Source organism: Mesorhizobium sp. M7A.F.Ca.US.008.03.1.1, from assembly GCF_003997495.1.
Lineage (GTDB): Bacteria > Pseudomonadota > Alphaproteobacteria > Rhizobiales > Rhizobiaceae > Mesorhizobium.
Window position 1 is genome coordinate 35412 of record NZ_RZRU01000032.1, and the last position, 22684, is coordinate 58095.

Sequence of the window (22684 nt, forward strand, 5' to 3'; positions counted from 1 at the left end):
GGTCGTTCACACCATCGTCAGATCCTGACGCCGTTTTCGGCGTCAGTTTGCCGGTGCCGCCGGTGCCGGAGCGTTGTTTGCCGGTGGTGTTGCGTCATTGTCGTCAGGCGCCGGCGTGTTGGCATCGTCGCCGCCCGCCGGAGCATCCGCGGCCGGTGCGTCCGGAGCAGCTGGCGTCCCGGCGGCCGGCTGATTCGGATTGAGCTTCTTGAGGATCGCGTTTTCCGGATCCTCGGGCAGCAGGCTTTCGAGCTTGGCCCCGATCTGTTCGAGCAGCGGCCGCGACTTGGCCTCCGTGACCCAGGCTGGTGCCTTGGCGCCTGCCAGCCAGTTGAAGAACAGCAGGGCGACGGCAACGACCAGGATGCCGCGCGCGGCGCCGTAAAGGAAACCCAGCGTACGATCGAGTGCGCCGATCCTGGAATCGATGATCCAGTCTGCGAGTTTCATGGTGATGACCGAGACGACGATCAACGCGATGATGAAGACCACGCCGGCGGCCGCCGCCATGGCGACCTTTTCATTCTCGATGTAGGGCGCGAGGTAAGGCACAACCGGCTTGTAGAAGAAGAACGCCGCAGCTGCCGCCGCTGCCCAGGAGACGACGGACAGGACTTCGCGCGAGAAGCCGCGAACCATGGCGAGCATCGCCGAGACCAGAGTGAAGCCGACGAGAATTCCGTCAAGCAGCGTAATCGGCATGTCTTTCGCCCCACTCCATGAGCCGCATTATAACGCGGAGCATCGGGCTCTGGGTCCGATGCTCTAGTCTTCTTCGTCCACGCGACTTCGGCGTGAGCCGGCTATGCGTGCCACGAGGTCGGCAAGCTCGGTCGGCTGGAAAGAACCGGCCCCGATCCCCCCGGCCAGTTCCCCGCTGCCCGAGGGCAGAACCGCGCTTCCAAAACCCAGCTTCTCGGCTTCCTTGAGGCGCTGTTGCGCATGCGCAACCGGCCTCACGGCGCCCGAAAGGCTGATTTCGCCGAAATAGACGCAATCGGCGGGAAGGGCAAGACCGGTGAGCGAGGAAACCAGGGCGGCAGCCACTGCCAGATCGGCCGCAGGCTCCGAAATCCGGTAGCCTCCGGCGACATTGAGATAGACATCGTGGCTGCCGAAGCGCACCCCGCAATGGGCTTCGAGAACCGCCAGGATCATCGACAGCCGGGCGCCGTCCCAGCCGACGACGGCGCGGCGCGGCGTGCCGAGCGAGGAGGGTGCGACCAGTGCCTGGATCTCGACCAGCACCGGCCTTGTCCCCTCCATGCCGGCGAAAACCGCCGCCCCCGGCGATTTGGCATGGCGTTCGCCAAGGAAAAGCTCGGACGGATTGGCGACCTCGCGCAGGCCCTTGTCCGACATTTCGAAGACGCCGATCTCGTCGGTCGGTCCAAAACGGTTCTTCACCGTGCGCAGGATGCGGTAGTGGTGGCCGCCTTCGCCTTCGAAGTAGAGCACGGCGTCGACCATGTGCTCGACGACGCGCGGCCCGGCGATCTGGCCTTCCTTGGTGACGTGGCCGACCAGTACGATCGCCGCGCCTGTGGATTTCGCATAGCGGATCATCGCCTGGGCGGCGGCGCGCACCTGGGTAACGGTGCCCGGCGCCGAATCGGCAAGGTCGGTCCACAGCGTCTGGATCGAATCCAGGATGACGAGATCAGGCCGCTTGCCGTCGGCGATCGTCGCCAGAATGTCCTCGACATTGGTCTCGGCGGCAAGTTCCACCGGAGAAGAGGCGACGCCAAGCCGCTGCGCCCGCAGCCTGATCTGCGCGACCGCCTCTTCGCCTGAGACATAGACGATGCGGTGGCCTTTTGATGCCAGAGCCGCGGCCGCCTGGGTGAGCAGGGTCGACTTGCCGATGCCGGGGTCGCCGCCGACCAGCAGCGCCGAGCCGCGCACGAAACCGCCGCCGGTGGCGCGGTCGAGTTCGCCAATGCCCGAGATGATGCGTGGCGCGTCCTCGATATCGCCGGACAGCGTGGTCAGCACCACCGCGCGGCCCTTGCGGGCGTTGCGCGTGTTGGCTGGTCCTGAGCCGATGCCGCCGGACGTGCCTTCCTCGACCAGCGTGTTCCACTCGCCACAGGCATCGCATTTGCCAGCCCAGCGCTGATGCACCGATCCGCAACTCTGGCAGATGAATTGGACCCGGGATTTGGCCATCAGAGGGATGCCATGCCGTGACAGGTTAGCGGGACAGCGCCCCCCTCTGGCCTGCCGGCCATCTCCCCCTCGAGGGGGGAGATTTGCAGCTTCAGCGCTTGCGCCTTCCTTTCGATGCCAAAAATTGGCGAAAGGATCGATGACATCCAATCTCCCCCCTGGAGGGGGAGATGTCCGGCAGGACAGAGGGGGGCGCCAAGGAACGAGACCTGTCTCAATAGGTCACTCGAACCTTTCCGGCAGATGATGCTCCTCGGCAAGGTCGGAGAAGCGGGTGAACTCGCCCTGGAAGGCAAGGCTGACGGTGCCGGTCGGGCCATGGCGCTGCTTGGCGATGATCACTTCCGCCTTGCCCTGGACCTCGATCATCTTCGTCTCCCAGGCGAGATGCTCGGGCGTGCCTTTCTCCGGCTCCTTGTTCTTGATGTAATATTCCTCGCGGTACACGAACAGCACGACGTCGGCGTCCTGCTCGATCGAGCCCGATTCGCGTAGGTCGGACAGCTGCGGATGTTTGTCGTCGCGGCTTTCGACCTGACGCGAGAGCTGTGAGAGCGCGATGATCGGCACGCCAAGTTCCTTGCCGAGCGCCTTCAGTCCGGTGGTGATCTCGGTGATTTCCTGGACGCGGTTCTGCGACGCCTTGGCGGACGAGCCTTGCATCAGCTGGATATAGTCGATGACCATCAGGTCCAGCCCGCGCTGGCGCTTGAGGCGGCGGGCGCGAGCCGCGAGCTGGGCGATCGAGATGCCACCCGTCTGGTCGATGTAGAGCGGGCGCTTGTGGTTCTCCTGCGTGTAGGCGACGAGCTTGCCGAAATCGGCTTCCGTCAAATCGCCGCGCCGGATTTTCGACGATGGGATCTCGGTCTGCTCGGAGATGATGCGGGTGGCCAGCTGCTCGGACGACATTTCGAGCGAGAAGAAGCCGACGACGCCGCCATTGGCCGCCTTGACGGAGCCGTCGGCCTGTTGGGCGGGCTCATAGGCGGCAGCGATGTTGTAGGCGATGTTGGTGGCCAGCGACGTCTTGCCCATGCCCGGGCGGCCGGCGATGATGATCAAATCCGAAGGCTGCAGGCCGCCCATGCGGTGGTCGAGATCGCGCAGGCCGGTGGCAATGCCAGACAGGTGGCCATCGCGCATATAGGCCGCGCTGGCCATGTCGACGGCATTCTTCAACGCATCGGAAAAGCTTTCGAAACCGCCATCGTAGCGGCCGTTTTCGGCCAGCTCGAACAGCCGCCGCTCGGCATCCTCGATCTGTTCGCCGGGCGCCATGTCGACCGGCGCGTCATAGGCGATGTTGACCATGTCTTCGCCGACGGTGATCAGCGCGCGGCGCGTCGCAAGGTCATAGATGGCGCGGCCATAGTCGGTGGCGTTGACGACGGTCACAGCCTCGACCGCCAGCCGCACGACATATTGCGCCATCGTCATGTCGCCGACCTTCTCGTCGGCCGGCAGGAAGGTTTTCAGCGTGATCGGCGTCGCGACCTTGCCCATGCGGATGAACTCGGACGCCACCTCGAAGATCTTGCGGTGCAGCGGCTCGTAGAAGTGGCTGGCCTTGAGGAAGTCCGAGACGCGATAGAAGGCGTCGTTGTTGACGAGGATGGCGCCGAGCAGCGCCTGCTCGGCCTCGATATTGTTGGGCGCTTCACGATAAAGCGGTGTTTCCGCCACGCCGAATTTTCGCGCTGCTTCTGCCATGATGTCCCCGATTTCGATCCCGGCTTCTCGATATCAGAACGTGACAAGTCCATGCTGACTTATCTGCACCAGTGCCTGTCCAATGAGCTTTGATACCCGCGATTCACAGCCAAGATTTTTCGGTGGAAAGAATCACAATTGACTCGAATCGAAAGACGAATGTATCGCGTCTATAGGGAGAACAAAACAGGAAAACAAGCACTGGTTTCCTGTGCCGCCACTCCGGTTCAAAGCTGATTGAGGCGCGCCTCGATAAACCGGCGCTCCGCCGGTTGCCGGCTCAACTCGAGCGCCCGCCGGTAGGAGGTCTTTGCCGCTTCGGTCAAGCCAAGCCTGCGCTGCATATCGGCCCGCGCCGCATGCGCCAGATGGTAGCCGTCCAGCCCGCCCTGTGCCATGACCGCTTCGATTGCCGCCAGTCCGGCCTGCGGGCCGTCGCGCATGGCGATAGCCGCGGCGCGGTTGAGCGCCACGACCGGTGAAGGATCGACACGGGTCAGCACATCGTAAAGCGCGACGACCTGCGCCCAGTCGGTTTCCGTCGTGCCTGCCGCCTCGGCGTGGACGGACGCAATGGCCGCTTGCAGGATGTAAGGTCCGATGCGGCGCGAGGCGATCGCCTTGCCGATCAGGCTGTCGGCCTCGGCGATCAGCGCGCGGTCCCACAGCGTGCGGTCCTGGTCTTCCAGCAGCACGAGATCGCCGCTGGCGTCGACCCGCGTTGCGCGCCGTGCCTCGTGCAGCAGCATCAGGGCCAGCAGCCCTTGCGCCTCCGGCTGGTCGAGCAGATCGACCATCAGCCGGCCGAGCCGGATCGCCTCGGCACACAGGTCGGCCCGCGTCAGGTTCGGCCCCTCGGTTGCCGCGTAACCCTCGTTGAAGATCAGGTAGATGACCTGCAGCGCGCTCTCGAGCCGCGCCGGCAGGTCGCCGCGGTCGGGCATCTCGTAGGGGATGGCCTCGTCCCGGATCTTCGCCTTGGCCCGCACGATGCGTTGCGCAATGGTTGGTGCCGGCGTCAGATAGGCGCGGGCGATCTCCTCGGTGGTCAAGCCACCCACTTCGCGCAGGGTCAGGGCAATGCGTGCATCCGGCGTCAGCGCCGGGTGGCAGCAGACGAAAATGAGCCGCAATTCATCGTCCTGGATGTCTTCCGGCATGGCTGGTTCCGGCGTCGGCTCGGCCAAAGCCGTGAGCTCGGGCAGGGCCCCGGTCAGCCGCGCTTCCCGGCGCCAGCGGTCGATTGTTCTGAAGCGGCCGACCGAGACCAGCCAGGAATAGGGATTGGCCGGCACACCCTGGCGCGGCCATTGTTCGGCGGCAGCAGTGAAAGCCTCGTGCAAGGCCTCCTCCGCCGCGTCGAAACCGCCGAGCAGGCGGATCAAGGTTGCCAGCACGCGCCGCGCCTCGGTGCGGTAGGCCGCCTCCAGGGCGTTGCGCGGGCTGGTGGTGCTCACAGGACAGGCGGCGGCTGACTGAAGTCGACGACCGGGCGGACTTCGACAAAGCCGATCGTTGCCAGCGGATGGCCGCTTGCCACCCGCACCGCCTCGTTGAGATCACGAGCCTCGATGACGATGATGCCGCCCAGGATTTCCTTGGTCTCCATGAACGGGCCGTCGACGGTCGACATCTTGCCGTCGCGGACCTGCACGGTCATCGCCTCTTCCGGCAGCACCAAGGCCTCGGCGGTTACGAAGTGGCCGCTGGCTTTGAGCACCTCGTCATATCCGGAGCACTCGGCCAGCACGGCATTGGCCTCCGGGCTGCCACCGAACAATGTTTTGGGGTGGTAGTAGATGAGACAGGCGTAACGCATGGTGGGTTTCCTTTTCCAGGATTGTCGAAAACTAGGGTTCTTGGGATCAGGCGTCGAGGATCGGCACAAAGCCGCCATGGACCCGCCGCTGGTTGTCGTAGGGCACGGTGTCGGCATACATGCGCGGATCGGCAATCACCTTTTTCCAGGCGTCGTCGCGCACCTGCTTCGACGGCCATTCGACCCAGGCATAGACGACAACCTCGTCGCCCGTCGCTTTCACGGCGCCACGGTAATCGGTGATCTTGCCGTCGGGAACATCGTCGCCCCACGCTTCGACGACGCGGCTTGCGCCGTGCTCTTTGATCACCGCAGCCTGCTTCGCCGCCACGGCAAGGTAGGCTTGCTTGTTGGCGGCCGGCACCGGCACCAGCGAGCCATCGATATAGCCGGTCTTGCCAGTCGTGTTCAGGTCGATGAACGGCGTGAAGCCACCGATGATCATGCGCTTGCCGTCAAAGGGCATTGACGCGCCGATCTCCACGATGCGCGGGTCGCTCATCATCGTCTGATAGGCCGCGTCCGCCGCCGCCTTGTCCGCGTATTCGTGCCACGAAAAGGTGATGACTTCATCCGGCTTTGCCTTCACGGCGCCTCTGAAGTCGGTGGTCTTGCCGCCGGGTACGTCGTCACCCCATCCTTCGACCATGCGGGTGGTGCCGAACTCCTTCAGCACCGATGCCGCCTTGGCGACATGCCTGCGATAGGCCTCCTTGTGGGCGGCGGGCACCGCGGCGACAAATCCTGCGATATAGCTCATTGCGTTTCTCCCGTTGGCTTGATGCCGTCTGACACTCTTGGCGTCTCGAAAGGTCCGAGAACGCCATGGTCGAACGGCACGGCCTGGATTCGACATCGCTCCGAAATTTTTCTTCGGCGCGGTCGCAAACGCCGCTACTGCCTATTCGGAAGCCAGCCTGTCGCCCCAGTCCAACCGCCGGGCCAGCTTGAAGTCGGCGCCGTCGCGCTTGGTGAACAAGCGCTCGGCGGCAGTGCCGTCGTCTCGGCAAAGCTTGAGCAGAACCTTGCCGGAACCGGACTTCGGTGGCGCAAGAACCCGCGCCTGGTGTGATGTGGGTCCGTCGCGAGAAGCCGCGACATAGATGAACTTCTCGTCTTCCCACGGCACGTCGGCGTCCTTGGCCAGTCGGTGCAGGCGCGAGCGGGCGACGCGGCGGGAAAAGTGGCACCAGTCGGGCGGGGCAAGCGGGCAGGGCGCCTGATGCGGGCAAGGCGCAAGCACAGGCGCGCCCGCCTCGATAAGTTGCCGGCGTACGGCAAGGATGCGCTGCCAGCCGGCCGGCGTACCGGGCTCCACGACCAGCAGCGTGTCGGCGGTGAGTTGCCAGAGCCGGTCGATGAGCTTCGGCAATGATGCCGGGGCGATCTCGTCGAGCACATAGGCGCACGTCACCAGATCGGCTGGCTTGATGTCGGCAAGGTCGATGGTGGCGTCACCCGCCAGCCACCCCGTCTGGGCGGCAATCGCACCGGCGGCAAGCGTCTCGCCGACCTTGCGCACCGCCGCGCTGGCTTCCAACAGCACCGCCTGTTCCAAATCGGGCCACTGATCGGTCGTGGCCCAAAGCACCGTACCAGGGCCCGCGCCGACATCGAGCAGGCTCCTGGGTTGAAAGCCGGGCTTTGCGTCGCTCAGCGCGTCGAGGCTGGCGCGGACCGCGGCATAGGTCGCCGGCAGCCGCGTCGCCAGATAGGCTTTCACCGCCAGGTCCTCGGCCATGTGCAAACGGCCGTCACGCAACTCGGCACGATAACGGTCGGACAGTGTTTTTGCCGCTTGCTTGAGTACCGTCAGCGGAACGTTTTCGAGCAGACGCTCGACACCTTGGCGAAGGGATGCCGGCAACTCCATCTCACGCGCCCCGCGGGACGAGAAGGATCACCGAAGCACCGACGATGCAGAGCGCGGCACCGCCAAGATCCCAGCGGTCGGGGCGAACGCCCTCCACCAGCCACAGCCAGCCAAGCGACGCCGCGATGTAGATGCCGCCATAAGCGGCGTAGGCGCGACCGGCGGCTGACGTGTCGACCAGCGCCAGCAGGAAGCCGAACAGGGCAAGCGAGGCGAGGCCGGGGAGCAGCCACAGCGGCGACTTTTCCAACCGCCACCAGGCCCAGAATGAAAAGCAGCCGGCGATCTCGGCCAGAGCGGCGGCGGCATAGAGGACAAAGGTCATGAAAAAGGTCCCGCAACGGTCACGGGACCTTTTTCGGTGCAGGCGCCGGCAATGGCAAGCGGCAATGCTATTCCTGGTCGGCTACCTTGCGGCGGCGAGCCGGCTTGGCGGTCGGGCTCTTTTTGACGGGAGCCGTTTCACGATGCCCCATATCGCGCATCTCGAGCGCTTTTTCGCATTTGGCCATGTAGTCGCGTGTCATCGGCAGCGTATCGTTCTTCTTGGCGATCTGGATCTGGAAGATCACCAGATCCTGCCAGCGGAAGGCGGCTTCCGAGGCCGCGAGATAGAATTCCCACATGCGGCAGAAGCGCTCGTCATAGATCGCCTTGGCCTTGTCGCGGTTGGCAGCGAAGCGCTCGCCCCAGTGCTTCAGCGTATCGGCATAGTGGAGCCGCAGGATCTCGACGTCGGTGACGACCAGGCCCGACTTCTCGATCGCCGGCATGACTTCCGAGAGCGACGGGATGTAGCCGCCCGGGAAGATGTATTTGCGGATGAAGGCGCTGGTCGCCCACGGCACGCCGGAACGGCCGATCGTGTGCAACAGCATGACGCCATCGGGCTTGAGCAGCGTCGCGCTCTTGTCGAAGAAGGTGCGGTAGTGGTTGACGCCGACATGCTCGAACATGCCGACCGAGACGATGCGGTCGAAACGCTCGTTGAGTTCGCGGTAGTCCTTGAGCTCGAAATGCACGCGGCTTTCCAGCCCTTGCGCATGCGCCCGGTCGGTGGCGACGCCATGCTGCTCGGTCGACAGCGTCACGCCCTGCACGTCGACGTCGAACGCCTTGGCGAGGTAGAGGCCAAGTCCGCCCCAGCCGGAGCCGATGTCGAGCACAGTCTGGCCAGCCTTCAGCCGGAGCTTGGCGGCTATGTGGCGTTTCTTGGCGGCCTGCGCTTCGTCGAGCGTCATGTCCGGCTGCTCGAAATAGGCGCAGGAATACTGCATGTCCTCGTCGAGGAAGAGCCGGTAGAGGTCGCCCGACAGATCGTAGTGCCGCTGCACGTTGCGCCGCGAGCGCGAGGCGGTGTTGATCTGCTGCAGCCGGCGGAAGGCGTGGCGCAGGCCCTCAATGGCCTTTGACCAGGTGGCGTCGATGCCGCCGCTGCCCATGTTCTGGAAGGCGATGCGCATCACGCCCAGCACGCCGCCTTCGAGAATGTCGAGTTCGCCGTCCATGTAGGCTTCAGGCACAGCCAGCATCGGATCGAAGGTGATGGCGCGCTCGGCATGAGCGGTCTTGATGTGCATGTGCACCGGTTCGCCGCTGCCGTCGCCGAAACCCACCGCCGTGCCCTTGGGGCCGGTTACCCTAAGATTGCCGGTGCGCACCAGGCGGTCGAGAACGCGCTTCAACAGAATATTCATGACCAAATGTCCCCTCTCGGCCAGACAGGCTGCCTTGGCGCGTAACCGCGAAAATCGGGATCGATTTCGCCGGAGGTCTTGCACCGAACCAAAGTTGCACAGCGTGCTTTGCGCGGCCAAAGGACGCGCGACGCCGTAGTCTGCAACAATATATAGGGGTTCGAAAAGTTCCATTTGGCACAAAAATGCCCGGGCGAGAGGCCCGGGCATTGGTCCAGCATGGCTGGATGACGGCAAAGTGATAGGAGCTTGGCCTTAAGTCGTGATCAGCCCATGACTCCAATCGTCTTGCGAGGTGTGATCAAGCGTTGTCTTCGCCGCCCTCGAACTCGGTGTTCGGATCGAAGAAGTTCTCCGGCCGGGCGTTGTCGTTGATGTCGTCGCCATAGATGGCTTCGGCGGTGGTCAGTGTCTCGCCCTTGGCCTGGCGCTCGGCTTCGTCGGCCGTGCGGGCGATGTTGAGAGTGACGGTGACCTCGACTTCCGGATGCAGCGCGATCGCCACATTGGTGACACCGATGGTCTTGATCGGCTGGTTGAGCAGGATCTGGTTGCGGTTGATCGAAAAACCTTCCGCCGTCAGCAGATCAGCGATGTCGCGGGTCGAAACGGAACCGTAAAGCTGGCCGGTTTCGCCGGCGGAGCGAACGGCGATGAAGCTCTTGCCGTCGAGCTTTTCAGCGACCTGGGCTGCTTCCGACTTGCGCTCGAGGTTGCGGGCTTCGAGTTGGGCGCGCTGGCCTTCGAACTTCTTCTTGTTGGCTTCGTTGGCGCGCAGCGCCTTGCCCTGCGGCAGCAGGAAGTTACGGGCGAAGCCATCCTTGACCTTGACGGTATCGCCCATCTGGCCGAGGCGGGAAACGCGTTCGAGAAGAATGACGTCCATGGGTTTGTTCCTTCGGTTGGGCGTTCAATCGATCGATGAGATCGGCGCCGAGTGTCTTGGGAACAGGCAGGAAGCTTGAGCGCCTTTGGCGCTGGTGTCGCTGTCCTGCCTGTTGCGGCAGTTAGAGGTTTTGACCTCAACCCGGGATTTTCAATGCATGTCGCCCAAAAGTGGTCCCGGTTTTGGGACAACGACATGCATCAAATCATGTTCAACCCTGCGGCGCCCGTCGCCGTGGGAGAAGAGCGGGCGGCGAACCGCCCGCATTGAGATATTAGCGAACCACGTAGGGCAGCAGGCCGAGGAAGCGGGCGCGCTTGATCGCCTTGGCGAGTTCGCGCTGCTTCTTCTGGCTGACGGCGGTGATGCGCGACGGCACGATCTTGCCGCGCTCGGAAATGTAGCGCTGCAGCAGACGCACGTCCTTGTAGTCGATCTTGGGCGCGTTGGCGCCGGAGAACGGGCAGGTCTTGCGGCGGCGATGGAATGGGCGCCGGGTCGGGATCTGATTGATGTCGACCATTATTCTGCACCCCCTTCAAAGCCTTCGCGCGGACGGCGCGGACCACGATCGGCACCAGCGTCGCCGAACGAGCGCGGCGGACGATCGCCACGGTCGCCGCGATCACGATCGCCGAACGAACGCGGACCACGGTCGCGGTCGCCGAAGCCGCCGCGTTCCGAGCGCTCTTCGCGCTTCTGCATCATGGCCGACGGGCCTTCCTCATGCGCCTCGACCTTGATGGTCAGGAAACGCAGCACGTCTTCGGACAGGCCCATCTGGCGCTCCATCTCGTTGAGCGCGGCCGCCGGGCAATTCAGGTCCATCAGCGTGTAGTAAGCCTTCCGGTTCTTGTTGACCCGGTAGGTGAGGGACTTCAGTCCCCAGTTCTCGACCCGGCCGACGGACCCGCCATTTGCGGAGATGACACCCTTGTACTGTTCGACAAGCGCATCGACCTGCTGCTGCGAGAGGTCCTGCCGGGCAAGAAACACATGTTCGTAAAGAGCCATTATGTCTTATGCCTTTCTTCGTTTCTCTCCCGGTTCCCGGCGGCAAAAGCCTCTGCAACTTCTCTGACCCGCAAACCCTCGAAGGGGCAGGGGGAAGAAAGGAGCATGACGAGACGGTCGAGAGCGGAGACACGGGAGGCGGAAGCACTTCCGGCTTCACACGAAGGTTCTAAAAACCTCCGGCCCTCCGTTCAGCCCCCAGCAAGGACCGGCAGATTGCGGGCGTCTATACAGCAATCCGGCCGCAAAGCAAGGGCAAGCGGCATTCCCGTGTGTCACAGCCGACAACCGGAGAGCCGCGACCGCTGAAGTTTTGGTTTCCGGCAACCACGTCTTAACCACACCAGAAGGTTGTGTGGAGTTGAAGCCTGCCGTCAACGGTCGATTCATCATGGAAGGCGCAAAAGCCCGGACAACCGCGCAAAAGCGGCAAGCATTTCCGGGGGTAAGGATGCTTCTCAACAAATTCTGGCGCTCGAAGAGCGGCAATTTCACGCTCGTGCTGGGACTGGGCTTGCCGGTCATCCTGACGGCTGTCGCTTTCGCAACCGATGTCTCGACCCTTATGCGGGCCAAGAGCAATTTGCAGAACGCTCTCGATTCGGCAAACCTTGCGTCTTCGCACCTTGGCGATCTCGACATCACCCGCAACGACGCTTTCAACCGCTATTTCCAGGCCAACGTCGGTCATGGCGAGCTCGGCAATGCGCAGGCGACGTTGACTGTCGACAAGGGTGTCAACTTCGTCAAGACAAAGGCGGTCGCCTCGGCGGACGTCAATCTCAACTTCGCTTTCCTCTTCGGCGACAGCAAGCACATCGTGGTGAATGCCTCGGCGGTCGAATCGAACAACCAGCTCGAAGTCGTGCTGGTGCTGGACAACACCGGCTCGATGGCCGGCGCGCGCATGACGGCGCTGAGGACGGCGACAAAATCGTTGCTCGACACGCTCGAAGCGGCGAAATCGCCAACGCGCAAGATCCGCGCCTCGCTGGTTCCTTTCGTAACGGCCGTCAACGTCAATGGCGACGGCTTCGACCCGTCCTGGATCGACATGGACGGCAAGTCCTCAACCAACGGCGTCAATTTTCCCGTCATCGACGGCAAGCGGCCGAACCACATGGCGCTCTTCAAACAGCTCAAGAAGACCGGATGGACCGATGCCGGATGGAATGGCACCGGATGGAAGGGTTGTGTCGAGGCGCGGCCAGGCGCTTACAATATCTCCGACACGCCACCCGACCCGGCCAAGCCCGACACGCTGTTCGTGCCGTACTTTGCGCCGGACGATCCCGAAGATGCCCAAAAGCCGTCTGGCTCCTATGGCAATTCGGATAAATACTACAACAACTCCTATCTCAACGACGTCAGCGACAAAACCAGGCTTGCCCAGTCGGGCATCAACATTCTGGGCATCGATCTCAGCAACCTGCTCGGCAATCTCATCGAACTTTTGTCGCCCGATGACAGGGCTGCCAGGGAAAAGATCGCCAAATATGTTGCGCCCGCCAAGGAACTCATCACCGAGATAGGCTCTCCCATCACTGTCGGCCCGAACCGTGCGTGTCCGACTCCGGTGGTCCCCCTGACCGACGATTTCGACAAGCTGCGCAAGGCGGCCAGTCAGATGACCGAGTGGAACGGTTCGGGCACCAATGTCTCCGAGGGCCTGTCATGGGGTATGCGGGTGCTGTCGCCCGCCGCGCCCTACACCGATGGAGCGCCGTGGAAGACGCCCGGAATCAGCAAGATCGTGTTGTTGCTCACCGACGGTGAGAACGTCGTCTATGGCGCCAGCCAACAGCTGACGAAGTCTGACTACACATCGTATGGCTATCTGGCCGGCGGCCGTTTCGGATCCGATAACCAGACGACGGCGGCACGCAACGTCGATGGCTGGACCAAAAGCGTCTGCACCCAATTGAAGGACCAGGGCGTGCAGATCTACACCATGGTGCTGCAGTCCGACACCGCAGCCAACCGTGCGCTTTACAGCGCATGCGCCTCTGATCCGAACGGCTATTACGCAGTCAACGATCCGACCAAATTGCCGGACGTCTTCCAGCAGATTGCCAACAAGTTCTCGAAGCTGCAATTGACGAACTGAACGCGCGATCCGAGACGGACCAGCCGGCTCTGAGGGAATCGCGGGTCTCAACTCGTATGGGCGGCGACAATCTTATCGACCGTTTCGGGGAAGAAGTCGGGCGCCGCGTGGCGTTTGCCGAACATCATATCGTACTGCAGCAGGCGGAAATCGCGGATCGCCGGATCGATCTCCTTCTGCCGCGCCCAATCGGGCGTGGCCTCGCCAGCCGGCGTCAGCAGCAAATTGCGGTCGACGACACGGTAGCGTTCGCTCATCTCGCCCAGGAAGCCGGTGTAGTAGGGATGACTGATGCCGGCCGTCTTCAGGATATGATAGGGCAGGAAGGCCGGGCTGACTGCGCCCATGTGCTCAGCCGGCCCGGTGCGGTTCGACCAGATGACCAGCGGCGTCTCATGATGCTCGAGAGCAGCCTCGGGCGACGCTTCCTTGCGCGGCGCGACATTGTCCTTCATGAAGCCGGTTTCGACGTAGACCGGTCCTAGCGGCGGCAGATGGTCGCCGAAGAAGGCGATCACGGTGGGGCGCGAGCGTGTCTTTGCCCATTCGACCAGGCGTTCGAGACCGCGATCGGCATCGGCTGAGCCTTCGGCGTAGCTGAGCAGCGATTCGCGTGCCCACTGGCTGATCGGCGCCTGCACCCTATGCGTGGGATTGTAATAGCGGTTCGGCTCGTAGGGACCGTGGTTTTGCAGGCTGACTGCAAAGAAGAACACCGGCTCGTCGCTGGCGTCGGCCTCGCTGATGATCTCGTCGGTCATTGCTGCATCCGATGCCAGTGGCCCGCGCTTTTGCATTGGCGGCAGCGTCTCTTCCGACTTGAAATCGTTGAAGCCGAAATCGGCGTAGACCGCGCCACGGTTCCAGAACCAGTTGGTGCCCGGATGGATGGCGCGCGCCCGGTAACCCTGGCTCTTCAGGAAGGTCGCGAGCGAAGGCGTCGGCGTGCGCACATATTGCTGGTAGGGGATGCTGCCGGCCGGCAGGAACGCGTTGGAGAAGCCGGTCAGCGCCTCGAACTCGATATTGGCGGTCATGCCGCCGAACTCCGGCGAGAACATCGAGCCCGAGCGCAGCGCCCGCACATTGGGGATTGGATCGGGCGTGATGGTGACGCCAGGCAGCTTGGTCGGATCCCAGAAGGATTCGCTCATGACGATGATGATGTCGGGCTTCTCGGCCGGAACCGAGGCGGTCACATCAGGCTTGGCGATCGCCGCGATCGCCTTGTCGGAATAGCCCGGCGGCGCCGAGACATGCGCCATCGGCACATTGAGCGCAAAGGCCAACGCGAAGCCGTTGGAGGCATAGTTTTCCTTCTGGTCCCACATGATCGGGATGATCTGCAGCCGGTCCCTGGTCCAGGAGAAGGTGGCGTAGTCCATGATCGAAACGAAGAAGGCGAGCAGCGGCACTGCCAGCGTCAGCCGGGCAAGACGGCCCTTGCGGCTGAGTGCGGGAACCTTGCGGCGCCACATCCGCCAGCCATAGACGAGCAGTGACAGGCCGGCGACGATGCCGACGACCATGGCGAGCGCGGTCATCGGCCGGTCGCGCACCAAAAGCGGCAGCAGCGCGAAGATCTGGCGGGCATAGAGGAAATCGGTCGGATAGAGCGGGTCGCCGAGATAATGCGACTTCTGGTGTCCGACGAAGGCAAGGGATAGCGTCAGCGGCGCGACGATCATCAGGCTGTGGTGGCTGCGGCCGAGCACCGCATCGAGGCCGATCAGGATCAGTGCGAACACGACGATGGTGGTCCAGCCCGGCTTGAGCGGTTGCAGGAAGAAGGAGATAGTTCCGGCAAAGTCGCCGCGCACGATCAGTTCGATGGCAAACACCAGGATGGCGGCGATCGCCAGGCTGATCAGCCCATAGCGCACGACCGGCCATCTCCGGCCGGGCAGATAGCCGGTGGAGGGATCGTCTTCCAGGAACTGTGCCGCGGCCTTGCCGGCGCGTTTCGAACTCTTTGCCACTTTAACTTCCCCACCCAGCGACAAGCACGTCACTCGATTGTCATGGAATTGTCACGCAAAGCTAGCGCCTGTGGCCAAAATAAGAAGAGCCAGCAAACGAATCGTGAGCGGTTTTCATCAGGAGTGATCGCCAAAAAGCCTTTCGGAACAGGCACTCGGCAGGCAAAGTCGACGCCGGGCAGCGGCGACCCGGGCTTGACTTGGCGCCCTGCCTTGCGTCACAGGCAAGAAAAACTCGTCTATCAGGCAAGCAAAACCAGCCCTTGGGAGCCCGCGCATGGCCGTTGCATTCACCTTTCCCGGACAAGGCAGCCAGGCAGTCGGCATGGGCAAGGATCTCGCCGACGCCTTTCCCGAGGCGCGCAGAATCTTCCAGGAAGTCGACGACGCGCTCGGCGAAAACCTGTCGAAGCTGATCTGGGAAGGGCCGGAAGAGACGTTGACGCTGACCGCCAACGCGCAGCCGGCGCTGATGGCAGTGTCGCTGGCCGCGATCCGGGCGCTGGAATCGCGCGGCTTCTCGCTGAAAGGCAAGGTCGCCTATGTCGCCGGCCATTCGCTGGGCGAATATTCAGCGCTCGCGGCCGCTGGCTTCGTTTCGGTTGCCGATGCGGCCAGGCTGCTGCGCATCCGGGGCAATGCCATGCAGGCGGCGGTGCCGGCCGGCGAGGGCGCCATGGCGGCGATCATCGGACTGGAACAGGCCGAAGTCGAAGCCGCTTGCGCGGAAGCCGCCAAAGGCTCTGTCTGTCAGATCGCCAACGACAATGGCGGCGGCCAACTGGTCATTTCCGGCGCCAGGGCCGCGGTCGAACTGGCGGCCAGACTGTGCACGGAAAAGGGCGCCAAGCGCGCGCTGATGCTGCAGGTGTCCGCGCCCTTCCATTCGGCGCTGATGGCGCCGGCCGCGAACGTCATGCGCGAAGCACTGGCCGGGGTGGCAAGGAACGCGCCGGTGGTTCCCGTCCTCTCCAATGTCACGGTCAGCCCGACCAGCGGTCCGGACGAGATCGCCCGCCGCCTGGTCGAACAGATAACCGGCCGCGTGCGCTGGCGCGAGACGGTGGAATGGTTCGGCGCGAACGGCGTCACCACGCTTTACGAGATTGGCGCCGGCAAGGTGCTTTCGGGACTGGCGCGCCGCATCAACCGCGACATCGCCACCGCGTCGGTCGGCTCCGCGGCTGAGGTCGAAGCAGCGTTAGCGGCGCTTGGTTGAACGGCCTGACTTGAATTCGCTGATGCGCGGCCACATGAATACGTCCATCGCAACTAAAGGTGCGGCATGTCCACATCGATCCGTCTTTCTCCAGAGGTCAGGCTACGCCTGGATGCTCTCGCGTCCAAGACCGGGCGCAGCAGGGCCTATCATATGCGTGAATTCATTGAGCGCGGCCTTGAGGACGGGGAAGACTACTGCCTTGCCGCCGAGGTGCTGGCGCGGATCAGGAGCGGCGAGGAAGGTATTATGAAAGCCGACGACTTCTGTGGCAGTGATGTCTACAGATAACCGTTATCCGGTTTCAGAGAAGGAAAAGACATGTTCGAACTGACTGGCCGCAAGGCGCTCGTCACCGGCGCATCGGGAGGCATTGGCGAGGCGATCGCCCGGACGCTGCATGCGCAGGGCGCGATCGTTGGCCTGCATGGCACCCGCGTCGAAAAACTGGAAGCGCTGGCTAGCGAGCTTGGCGACCGGGTCAAGCTGTTCCCGGCCAATTTGTCCAATCGTGACGAGGTCAAGGCGCTCGGCCAGAAAGCCGAGGCCGATCTCGAAGGCGTCGACATCCTGGTCAACAACGCCGGGATCACCAAGGACGGGCTGTTCGTGCGCATGTCGGATGCCGACTGGGACACCGTGCTCGAGGTCAACCTGACGGCCGTGTTCAGGCTGACCCGCGAACTCACCCATCCGATGATGCGCCGCCGCCATGGCCGCATCATCAACATCACCTCGGTGGTCGGCGTCACCGGCAATCCCGGCCAGACCAATTACTGCGCCTCAAAGGCCGGCATGATCGGCTTTTCCAAGTCGCTGGCGCAGGAGATCGCCACCCGCAACATCACCGTCAACTGCGTCGCCCCGGGCTTTATCGAATCGGCGATGACAGACAAGCTCAACGACAAGCAGAAAGAGGCGATCATGGCGGCGATCCCGACGCGGCGCATGGGCACCAGCGTTGAAGTCGCGTCCGCCGTCGCTTATCTCGCCTCCAACGAAGCCGCCTACGTCACCGGCCAGACCATCCACGTAAATGGCGGCATGGCGATGATTTGAACGAGGTTGGCAGCAACGCCGGCGGGTTGTGAAAAGAGACCATTTCGGCTTGGACCTCAGCTATTTTTCGTGTAATGCGGCCCGCAACCCGGCGGTTCGGGCAAAAACCGGTCCGTAGTCGTTGCGTTTCCGGCAGGACCATCTTTCAGCTTGATTAGCGGCATTCTGCCCGCTAACGAAGACAGACAAACAAAAGACGAGGATGCCCAAATGAGTGACACCGCAGAGCGCGTCAAGAAGATCGTCATCGAGCACCTTGGCGTCGATGCCGACAAAGTGACGGAGCAGGCGAGCTTCATCGATGATCTGGGCGCCGACAGCCTCGACACGGTCGAACTCGTCATGGCGTTCGAAGAAGAATTCGGCGTCGAGATTCCCGACGACGCCGCCGAGACCATCCTGACCGTCGGCGATGCCGTGAAGTACATCGACAAGGCATCGGCCTGACGCTTTCCGCAGTCATCACCGGGGAGGACCTGCGATGAGGCGTGTCGTCGTCACGGGCCTTGGGTTGCTGTCGCCGTTCGGCATGGGCTTTGAGCACAGCTGGAAGGAACTTCTGACCGGCCGCAGCGCTGCCAAGCGCATCACCGAGTTCGAGGTGGAGGATCTTGCCTGCAAGATCGCTCACGTCATTCCGCGTGGCGATGGCAGCAATGCCACCTTCAATCCCGAGGCCGTGCTCGAGCCGAAAGAATTGCGCAAGATCGGCGACTTCATCCTTTACGGGATTGCCGCCGCCGACGAGGCGCTGAAGGATTCCGGCTGGGAACCCAAGACGCATGAAGAGCAGTGCGCCACCGGCGTCCTGATCGGCTCCGGCATCGGCGGCATCGAGGGCATCGCCGAGAACGCGATGATCCTCAAGGAACGCGGCCCGCGCCGCATCAGCCCTTTCTTCATCCCGGGCCAGATCATCAATCTCGTCTCCGGGCAGGTTTCGATCCGGCACGGGCTGAAAGGCCCGAACCATGCCGTCGTCACGGCCTGTTCGACCGGCGCGCACGCCATTGGCGATGCTGCCCGGCTGATCATGTGGGGCGATGCCGACGTGATGGTCGCCGGTGGCGCCGAAGCGCCGGTGACGCGGCTGTCGATCGCCGGCTTTGCCGCATGCCGGGCGCTGTCGACGGAACGCAATGATTCGCCTCAAACGGCGTCGCGGCCCTATGATCGCGACCGCGACGGCTTCGTCATGGGCGAGGGCGCCGGCGTTGTCGTGCTAGAGGAACTCGAACATGCCAAGGCGCGCGGCGCCAAGATCTATGCCGAGGTGACGGGTTATGGTCTCACCGGCGACGCGCATCACATCACGGCGCCCGCCGAGGATGGCGATGGTGCCTTCCGTTGCATGACGGCGGCACTCAACCGGGCCAAATTGACGCCCGCCGATGTCGACTACATCAACGCGCACGGCACCTCGACCATGGCCGACACGATTGAGCTCGGCGCCGTCGAGCGGCTTGTCGGCAATGCCGCATCGAAGATTTCGATGTCGTCGACCAAATCGTCTATCGGCCATCTGCTCGGGGCGGCCGGTGCCGCCGAAGCGATCTTCTCGATCCTTGCCATCAGGGACAATGTCGCGCCGCCGACCATCAACCTCGACAACCCGGAGCGCGAAACCGCGATCGACCTGGTGCCGAACAAGCCGCGTGCCCGCCAGATCGACGTGGCTCTGTCCAATTCCTTCGGCTTTGGCGGGACCAACGCGTCGCTGGTCTTCCAGCGCTACAATGGCTGATCGTCCGACTGCCGGGCGGCGCTTCGGCGTGCCGTCAATTTTGCCATATTCGCCCCTACTCTGCCGCTGGGGATTCGTTGGATCAAACGGTAGGGCGAAATGAACACAAATCCGGCAGGCAACGGAGAATTCGGGCAACGGCCGGCGACCTCCGGACCGATCGTGCCGAAAACGGCCAGCGAGGCGTTGCGGCCGGAGGCAGGCACGCCGCCGCCGAAGCGCTCGCGTGCATCACGCAGCCAGGTCGTCGTGTTCATGAACTTCGTCATCTCCTCGGTGATGCTGATGGTTCTGGCGGCCGGCGTCGCGGTCTATTTCGGCAAGCAGGAATTCACCGAGCCCGGACCTTCGGCCAATGGCGACACCTTCCTGGTCAAGCCGAACACCGGCGTCCAGGATATCGCCGACCAGCTCGAGCGCCGCGGACTGATCAGCGATGCCCGGGTATTCCGCCTTGGCGTGCGGGCCTTCGGCAATGATTCCGCGCTGAAGGCCGGCGAGTACGAGATCAAGCCCAAGGCTTCCATGCGCGACATCATGGAGCTTTTGAAGAGCGGCAAGTCGGTGATGTATTCGCTGACTGTTCCCGAAGGGCTGACGGTCGAGCAGGCGCTGCAACGCATCGCCGACGAGCCTGCCTTGAGCGGCGACATGCCGGCTACCACGCCGCCGGAGGGCAGCCTCGCCACCGACACGCTGCGCTTCACGCGCGGCGCGACGCGCCAGCAGATGGTCGACAAGCTGCTGGCGGATCAAAAGAAGCTGGTTGACGACGTCTGGCAGCGGCGCGCGCCGGACCTGCCGCTGGCCAACGTCGAAGAGTTCGTCACGCTGGCGTCGATCGTCGAGAAGGAGACGGGCAAGGGTGACGAGCGTTCACGGGTTGCCGCCGTCTTCCTGAACCGGCTTGCCAAGGGCATGCGCCTGCAATCCGATCCGACCATCATCTACGGGCTGTTCGGCGGCAAGGGAAAGCCGGCGGACCGGCCGATCTACCAGTCGGACATCCAGAAACAGACCCCCTACAACACGTATGTGATCAACGGCTTGCCGCCGACGCCGATCGCCAATCCGGGTCGTGCAGCGCTGGAGGCGGTGGCCAATCCGTCGAAGACCGACGACCTCTATTTCGTCGCCGACGGCACCGGCGGGCACGTCTTTGCCGCGACGCTGGACGAGCACAACGAGAATGTCGCCCGCTATCGCGCGTTGCAGAAGAAGCAGGCCGATGACGCCGCCAAAGCCGCCAAGACGACCGGTGCCGGCGACAGCAATGCCGTCAAGCCGGCTGACGGCGGGTCGGCCGACAGTGGGCCGGCTGACGGTGCCGACGACAGCGGCGGTGACGCGGGCGCTGCCCAGTAGAATGAAGAAAGGCGTTGCCCGACAGGCGACGCCCTGACATTTGGAAGAGCGCCGCGCGTCCGATTTCGACGCGCCTGCGGCGCAGTCATTTTCAAGCCGCACTTGCTCCTGTCCGGAAAGCCGGTTCGGGGCGATGTGCCAGAGACGTGTGGGCGATATGAATTTGCAGAGCATGACCGGTTTTGCACGTGCCGTCGCCGAGCACGAAGGCACTTCGATCGCCTGGGAGGTCAAGTCCGTCAACGGCAAGAGCGTCGAGGTACGGCTGCGGCTGCCGCAAGGCTTCGAGCGGTTGGAACCGGCTGTCCGGCAGATACTTCAGAAGCGTTTTGCACGCGGCAATTTTCAGGCGACGCTGACCATCGGCCGTGCCGTCGGCGCGCAGGCGCAGCCGGTCGTCAACGAAGCCTTCCTGAAGGACCTGGCCGGGCTCGCCAAGCGGCTGCAGGAGCAATTCGGCGTTGCTCCCGCGACGTCAGATGGACTGCTTTCGCTGCGCGGCGTGCTCGACATTCCCGAAACTGTCGAAACCGATGAGGCAAGGGCCGCGCTCGATGCCGCGATCATGGCCGCGCTCGAAGTGGCCTTGAACGGGCTCGAACAGGCACGGCAGGGCGAAGGGGCTGCGCTGGCTTTGCTGTTGTCGGGTCATATCGACACAATCGAGGCGCTGACGCTGCGGGCAGAAGTGGATCCATCCCGCGAGACGGCGGTGATCCGCGAACGCATCGCCGAGCAGGTCAGGCTGCTGATGGACGCTTCCGCCAACCTGGATGCCACCCGACTGCACATGGAGGCGGCGTTCCTGGCCACCAAGGCCGATATTCGCGAAGAGATCGACCGGCTGAAAACGCATGTCGCATCCGGCCGGGCACTGCTGGTGGGCGGCGGCGCGGTCGGTCGCAAGCTCGATTTTCTGGCACAGGAATTTAACCGCGAATCGAATACGCTGTGTTCCAAGTCGAATGCCGCCGCCGTCACCGCGATCGGGCTGGACCTGAAGGCGGTGGTCGACCAGTTTCGTGAACAGATCCAGAATCTGGAGTAGCCGATGGTTGCCAAGGATTTGGGGTCCCGCATTCGCCGCCGGGGCCTGATGCTCGTCCTGTCTTCGCCATCCGGCGCCGGCAAGTCGACGATCGCGCGCAATCTTCTGGAAAGCGATTCCAGCCTCGAACTGTCGGTCTCGGTCACCACCAGGCCGCGCCGCGGAAGCGAGATCGAAGGCGTCCACTATCATTTCCGGACGATGCGCGAATTCGAGCGGCTTCGTGATTCCGACGCGCTGCTGGAGTGGGCCGAGGTGCATGGCAATTGCTATGCGACACCGCGCGAACCTGCCGAACTGGCGCTGTCTGAAGGGCGCGACATGCTGTTCGACATCGACTGGCAAGGTGCCCAGCAGCTCAAGGAGAAGATGCGCGCCGACATTGTCTCGATCTTCATCCTGCCGCCATCGATGAAGGAGTTGAAGGCACGGCTGAAGCGCCGCGCCGAAGACCAGGAGGCGGTGATCGAGACGCGGCTGAAAAACGCCCGCAACGAGATCGAGCACTGGAAGGAATATGATTTCGTCATCGTCAACGACGACCTCGACCGGGCCTTCGCCGAAGTGCGCGGCATCGTCGTCGCCGAGCGGCTGAGGCGCGACCGCCGGCCAGGCCTGTTCGATTTCGTCTCGGGACTGTTGGATGAGAAGACTGGCTGAGGCGTCTTTTTCCTTCTCCCCGTCCACGGCAGGGGAATCGCAGATAAGTTGATTGGCACTTGCCAAGCAGGAAAAGAAGGATTCTTGAGAGGCTTTCTCGTTGCAGAGGAGGCCGCAGTGCCGTTTGTTATGTCTATCCTGCGAGAGGTTCGTGATCCGCGCGATATCAATGCGCGGCATAATCTTGCTGAACTTCTGTTCCTGTCGCTTGCAGCGACACTGTGCGGTGCCAAAAGCTGTGTGGACATTGCTGAATTCGTGGAGGGCCGGGAAGACGAGTTGAAAGAGATCGTCGAGCTGAAGCATGGGTGTCCGAGCCACGACACCTTCAG

Annotated in this window: 24 protein-coding genes; 10 read left to right on the forward strand and 14 right to left on the reverse strand. The window is 63.2% G+C overall.

Translation table 11 applies throughout. The annotated features are described in order from the left end of the window. Window positions 1-42 precede the first annotated feature (42 nt). The 12 genes from EOA16_RS29735 to rpsF all read right to left on the reverse strand — a co-directional run bounded on the left by EOA16_RS29735 (window position 43) and on the right by rpsF (window position 11171). Window positions 43-702 carry a CvpA family protein gene (locus EOA16_RS29735; protein WP_127261332.1) on the reverse strand — a complete coding sequence of 220 codons (660 nt, stop codon included), beginning with the start codon at window positions 700-702 and terminating at the stop codon, window positions 43-45. A gap of 63 nt (window positions 703-765) precedes the next feature. After that, window positions 766-2169 carry a DNA repair protein RadA gene (radA, locus tag EOA16_RS29740; RefSeq protein WP_013532526.1) on the reverse strand — a complete coding sequence of 468 codons (1404 nt, stop codon included), beginning with the start codon at window positions 2167-2169 and terminating at the stop codon, window positions 766-768. 222 nt (window positions 2170-2391) lie between these two features. Continuing rightward, window positions 2392-3882, reverse strand: coding sequence for a replicative DNA helicase (locus tag EOA16_RS29750; RefSeq protein WP_127261333.1), 1491 nt, complete (start codon window positions 3880-3882; stop codon window positions 2392-2394). A 227-nt stretch (window positions 3883-4109) separates the two neighbouring features. Next, complete coding sequence (locus EOA16_RS29755; RefSeq protein ID WP_127261334.1) at window positions 4110-5339, reverse strand: RNA polymerase sigma factor; 1230 nt, start codon at window positions 5337-5339, stop codon at window positions 4110-4112. Continuing rightward, on the reverse strand, window positions 5336-5701 hold the full coding sequence (locus tag EOA16_RS29760) for a YciI family protein (protein ID WP_027037981.1): 366 nt from the start codon (window positions 5699-5701) through the stop codon (window positions 5336-5338). Before EOA16_RS29760 ends, EOA16_RS29755 begins: the two co-directional genes overlap by 4 nt. Window positions 5702-5747: 46 nt before the next feature. Further along, the gene (locus EOA16_RS29765; RefSeq protein ID WP_127261335.1) at window positions 5748-6461 is read right to left on the reverse strand and encodes a DUF1428 domain-containing protein; all 714 of its coding nucleotides are present in this window, start codon (window positions 6459-6461) and stop codon (window positions 5748-5750) included. A 141-nt stretch (window positions 6462-6602) separates the two neighbouring features. Next, a complete protein-coding gene (locus tag EOA16_RS29770; RefSeq protein WP_127261336.1) occupies window positions 6603-7574 on the reverse strand; it encodes a small ribosomal subunit Rsm22 family protein in 972 nt (323 codons plus the stop codon). A gap of 1 nt (window position 7575) precedes the next feature. Further along, window positions 7576-7899 carry a YnfA family protein gene (locus EOA16_RS29775; protein WP_127261337.1) on the reverse strand — a complete coding sequence of 108 codons (324 nt, stop codon included), beginning with the start codon at window positions 7897-7899 and terminating at the stop codon, window positions 7576-7578. 67 nt (window positions 7900-7966) lie between these two features. Beyond that, window positions 7967-9271, reverse strand: coding sequence for a cyclopropane-fatty-acyl-phospholipid synthase family protein (locus EOA16_RS29780; RefSeq protein WP_127261338.1), 1305 nt, complete (start codon window positions 9269-9271; stop codon window positions 7967-7969). A gap of 301 nt (window positions 9272-9572) precedes the next feature. After that, window positions 9573-10157, reverse strand: coding sequence for a 50S ribosomal protein L9 (gene rplI, locus EOA16_RS29785; RefSeq protein ID WP_023813757.1), 585 nt, complete (start codon window positions 10155-10157; stop codon window positions 9573-9575). A gap of 274 nt (window positions 10158-10431) precedes the next feature. Then, window positions 10432-10680, reverse strand: coding sequence for a 30S ribosomal protein S18 (gene rpsR / locus EOA16_RS29795; protein WP_006203718.1), 249 nt, complete (start codon window positions 10678-10680; stop codon window positions 10432-10434). Continuing rightward, window positions 10680-11171 (reverse strand): 30S ribosomal protein S6, encoded by a 492-nt coding sequence (gene rpsF, locus EOA16_RS29800; RefSeq protein WP_127261340.1) that lies wholly within the window; start codon window positions 11169-11171, stop codon window positions 10680-10682. Before rpsF ends, rpsR begins: the two co-directional genes overlap by 1 nt. Window positions 11172-11622: 451 nt before the next feature. Between rpsF and EOA16_RS29805 the strand changes: the two genes are divergently transcribed. Beyond that, window positions 11623-13278 carry a pilus assembly protein gene (locus EOA16_RS29805; RefSeq protein ID WP_127261341.1) on the forward strand — a complete coding sequence of 552 codons (1656 nt, stop codon included), beginning with the start codon at window positions 11623-11625 and terminating at the stop codon, window positions 13276-13278. A 47-nt stretch (window positions 13279-13325) separates the two neighbouring features. Here the strand turns inward: EOA16_RS29805 and EOA16_RS29810 are convergent, their stop codons facing one another. After that, window positions 13326-15290 (reverse strand): LTA synthase family protein, encoded by a 1965-nt coding sequence (locus EOA16_RS29810; RefSeq protein ID WP_206517371.1) that lies wholly within the window; start codon window positions 15288-15290, stop codon window positions 13326-13328. A 244-nt stretch (window positions 15291-15534) separates the two neighbouring features. On the opposite strand from EOA16_RS29810, the gene fabD reads away from it, so the two are divergent. The 5 genes from fabD (at window position 15535) to fabF (ending at window position 19279) form a co-directional block, all read left to right on the forward strand. Then, entirely contained in the window at window positions 15535-16476 is a 942-nt protein-coding gene (gene fabD, locus EOA16_RS29815) for an ACP S-malonyltransferase (RefSeq protein ID WP_127261343.1), read from the forward strand. Between the two features lie 66 nt (window positions 16477-16542). After that, window positions 16543-16767 carry a ribbon-helix-helix protein, CopG family gene (locus EOA16_RS29820; protein ID WP_127261344.1) on the forward strand — a complete coding sequence of 75 codons (225 nt, stop codon included), beginning with the start codon at window positions 16543-16545 and terminating at the stop codon, window positions 16765-16767. A gap of 30 nt (window positions 16768-16797) precedes the next feature. Beyond that, window positions 16798-17535 (forward strand): 3-oxoacyl-[acyl-carrier-protein] reductase, encoded by a 738-nt coding sequence (fabG, locus tag EOA16_RS29825; protein WP_127261345.1) that lies wholly within the window; start codon window positions 16798-16800, stop codon window positions 17533-17535. A gap of 210 nt (window positions 17536-17745) precedes the next feature. Then, window positions 17746-17982 (forward strand): acyl carrier protein, encoded by a 237-nt coding sequence (locus EOA16_RS29830; protein ID WP_006203723.1) that lies wholly within the window; start codon window positions 17746-17748, stop codon window positions 17980-17982. A gap of 34 nt (window positions 17983-18016) precedes the next feature. Continuing rightward, window positions 18017-19279, forward strand: coding sequence for a beta-ketoacyl-ACP synthase II (gene fabF / locus EOA16_RS29835; protein ID WP_013532515.1), 1263 nt, complete (start codon window positions 18017-18019; stop codon window positions 19277-19279). Here the strand turns inward: fabF and EOA16_RS33405 are convergent. Beyond that, on the reverse strand, window positions 19267-19536 hold the full coding sequence (locus EOA16_RS33405; protein ID WP_245456054.1) for a hypothetical protein: 270 nt from the start codon (window positions 19534-19536) through the stop codon (window positions 19267-19269). The two genes, fabF and EOA16_RS33405, sit on opposite strands and share 13 nt — an antisense overlap. Between EOA16_RS33405 and mltG the strand changes: the two genes are divergently transcribed. From mltG to EOA16_RS29855, 4 genes are all read left to right on the forward strand, one after another. Next, the gene (gene mltG, locus EOA16_RS29840; RefSeq protein WP_348630384.1) at window positions 19442-20644 is read left to right on the forward strand and encodes an endolytic transglycosylase MltG; all 1203 of its coding nucleotides are present in this window, start codon (window positions 19442-19444) and stop codon (window positions 20642-20644) included. The genes EOA16_RS33405 and mltG overlap by 95 nt on opposite strands. Before the next feature lie 157 nt (window positions 20645-20801). Further along, window positions 20802-21692 carry a YicC/YloC family endoribonuclease gene (locus EOA16_RS29845; RefSeq protein WP_127261347.1) on the forward strand — a complete coding sequence of 297 codons (891 nt, stop codon included), beginning with the start codon at window positions 20802-20804 and terminating at the stop codon, window positions 21690-21692. Between the two features lie 3 nt (window positions 21693-21695). Continuing rightward, window positions 21696-22352, forward strand: a complete 657-nt coding sequence (gene gmk / locus EOA16_RS29850; protein ID WP_013532512.1) for a guanylate kinase — start codon at window positions 21696-21698, stop codon at window positions 22350-22352. 84 nt (window positions 22353-22436) lie between these two features. Further along, window positions 22437-22684: transposase family protein (locus tag EOA16_RS29855; RefSeq protein ID WP_245456058.1), on the forward strand; the 248-nt coding region annotated here is incomplete at its 3' end.

Excerpts from the sequence above, each read along its gene's own strand:
- rpsR (WP_006203718.1), bottom strand. The coding sequence starts at position 10,680 with ATGGTCGACATCAATCAGATCCCGACCCGGCGCCCATTCCATCGCCGC.
- EOA16_RS29750 (WP_127261333.1), bottom strand. The coding sequence starts at position 3,882 with ATGGCAGAAGCAGCGCGAAAATTCGGCGTGGCGGAAACACCGCTTTAT.
- EOA16_RS29820 (WP_127261344.1), top strand. The coding sequence starts at position 16,543 with ATGTCCACATCGATCCGTCTTTCTCCAGAGGTCAGGCTACGCCTGGAT.
- EOA16_RS29735 (WP_127261332.1), bottom strand. The coding sequence starts at position 702 with ATGCCGATTACGCTGCTTGACGGAATTCTCGTCGGCTTCACTCTGGTC.
- gmk (WP_013532512.1), top strand. The coding sequence starts at position 21,696 with ATGGTTGCCAAGGATTTGGGGTCCCGCATTCGCCGCCGGGGCCTGATG.
- fabG (WP_127261345.1), top strand. The coding sequence starts at position 16,798 with ATGTTCGAACTGACTGGCCGCAAGGCGCTCGTCACCGGCGCATCGGGA.
- EOA16_RS29770 (WP_127261336.1), bottom strand. The coding sequence starts at position 7,574 with ATGGAGTTGCCGGCATCCCTTCGCCAAGGTGTCGAGCGTCTGCTCGAA.
- EOA16_RS29805 (WP_127261341.1), top strand. The coding sequence starts at position 11,623 with ATGCTTCTCAACAAATTCTGGCGCTCGAAGAGCGGCAATTTCACGCTC.
- EOA16_RS29830 (WP_006203723.1), top strand. The coding sequence starts at position 17,746 with ATGAGTGACACCGCAGAGCGCGTCAAGAAGATCGTCATCGAGCACCTT.
- fabF (WP_013532515.1), top strand. The coding sequence starts at position 18,017 with ATGAGGCGTGTCGTCGTCACGGGCCTTGGGTTGCTGTCGCCGTTCGGC.
- EOA16_RS29775 (WP_127261337.1), bottom strand. The coding sequence starts at position 7,899 with ATGACCTTTGTCCTCTATGCCGCCGCCGCTCTGGCCGAGATCGCCGGC.
- EOA16_RS33405 (WP_245456054.1), bottom strand. The coding sequence starts at position 19,536 with ATGAACACGACGACCTGGCTGCGTGATGCACGCGAGCGCTTCGGCGGC.
- EOA16_RS29760 (WP_027037981.1), bottom strand. The coding sequence starts at position 5,701 with ATGCGTTACGCCTGTCTCATCTACTACCACCCCAAAACATTGTTCGGT.
- EOA16_RS29845 (WP_127261347.1), top strand. The coding sequence starts at position 20,802 with ATGAATTTGCAGAGCATGACCGGTTTTGCACGTGCCGTCGCCGAGCAC.
- rpsF (WP_127261340.1), bottom strand. The coding sequence starts at position 11,171 with ATGGCTCTTTACGAACATGTGTTTCTTGCCCGGCAGGACCTCTCGCAG.
- EOA16_RS29780 (WP_127261338.1), bottom strand. The coding sequence starts at position 9,271 with ATGAATATTCTGTTGAAGCGCGTTCTCGACCGCCTGGTGCGCACCGGC.
- rplI (WP_023813757.1), bottom strand. The coding sequence starts at position 10,157 with ATGGACGTCATTCTTCTCGAACGCGTTTCCCGCCTCGGCCAGATGGGC.
- fabD (WP_127261343.1), top strand. The coding sequence starts at position 15,535 with ATGGCCGTTGCATTCACCTTTCCCGGACAAGGCAGCCAGGCAGTCGGC.
- EOA16_RS29765 (WP_127261335.1), bottom strand. The coding sequence starts at position 6,461 with ATGAGCTATATCGCAGGATTTGTCGCCGCGGTGCCCGCCGCCCACAAG.
- radA (WP_013532526.1), bottom strand. The coding sequence starts at position 2,169 with ATGGCCAAATCCCGGGTCCAATTCATCTGCCAGAGTTGCGGATCGGTG.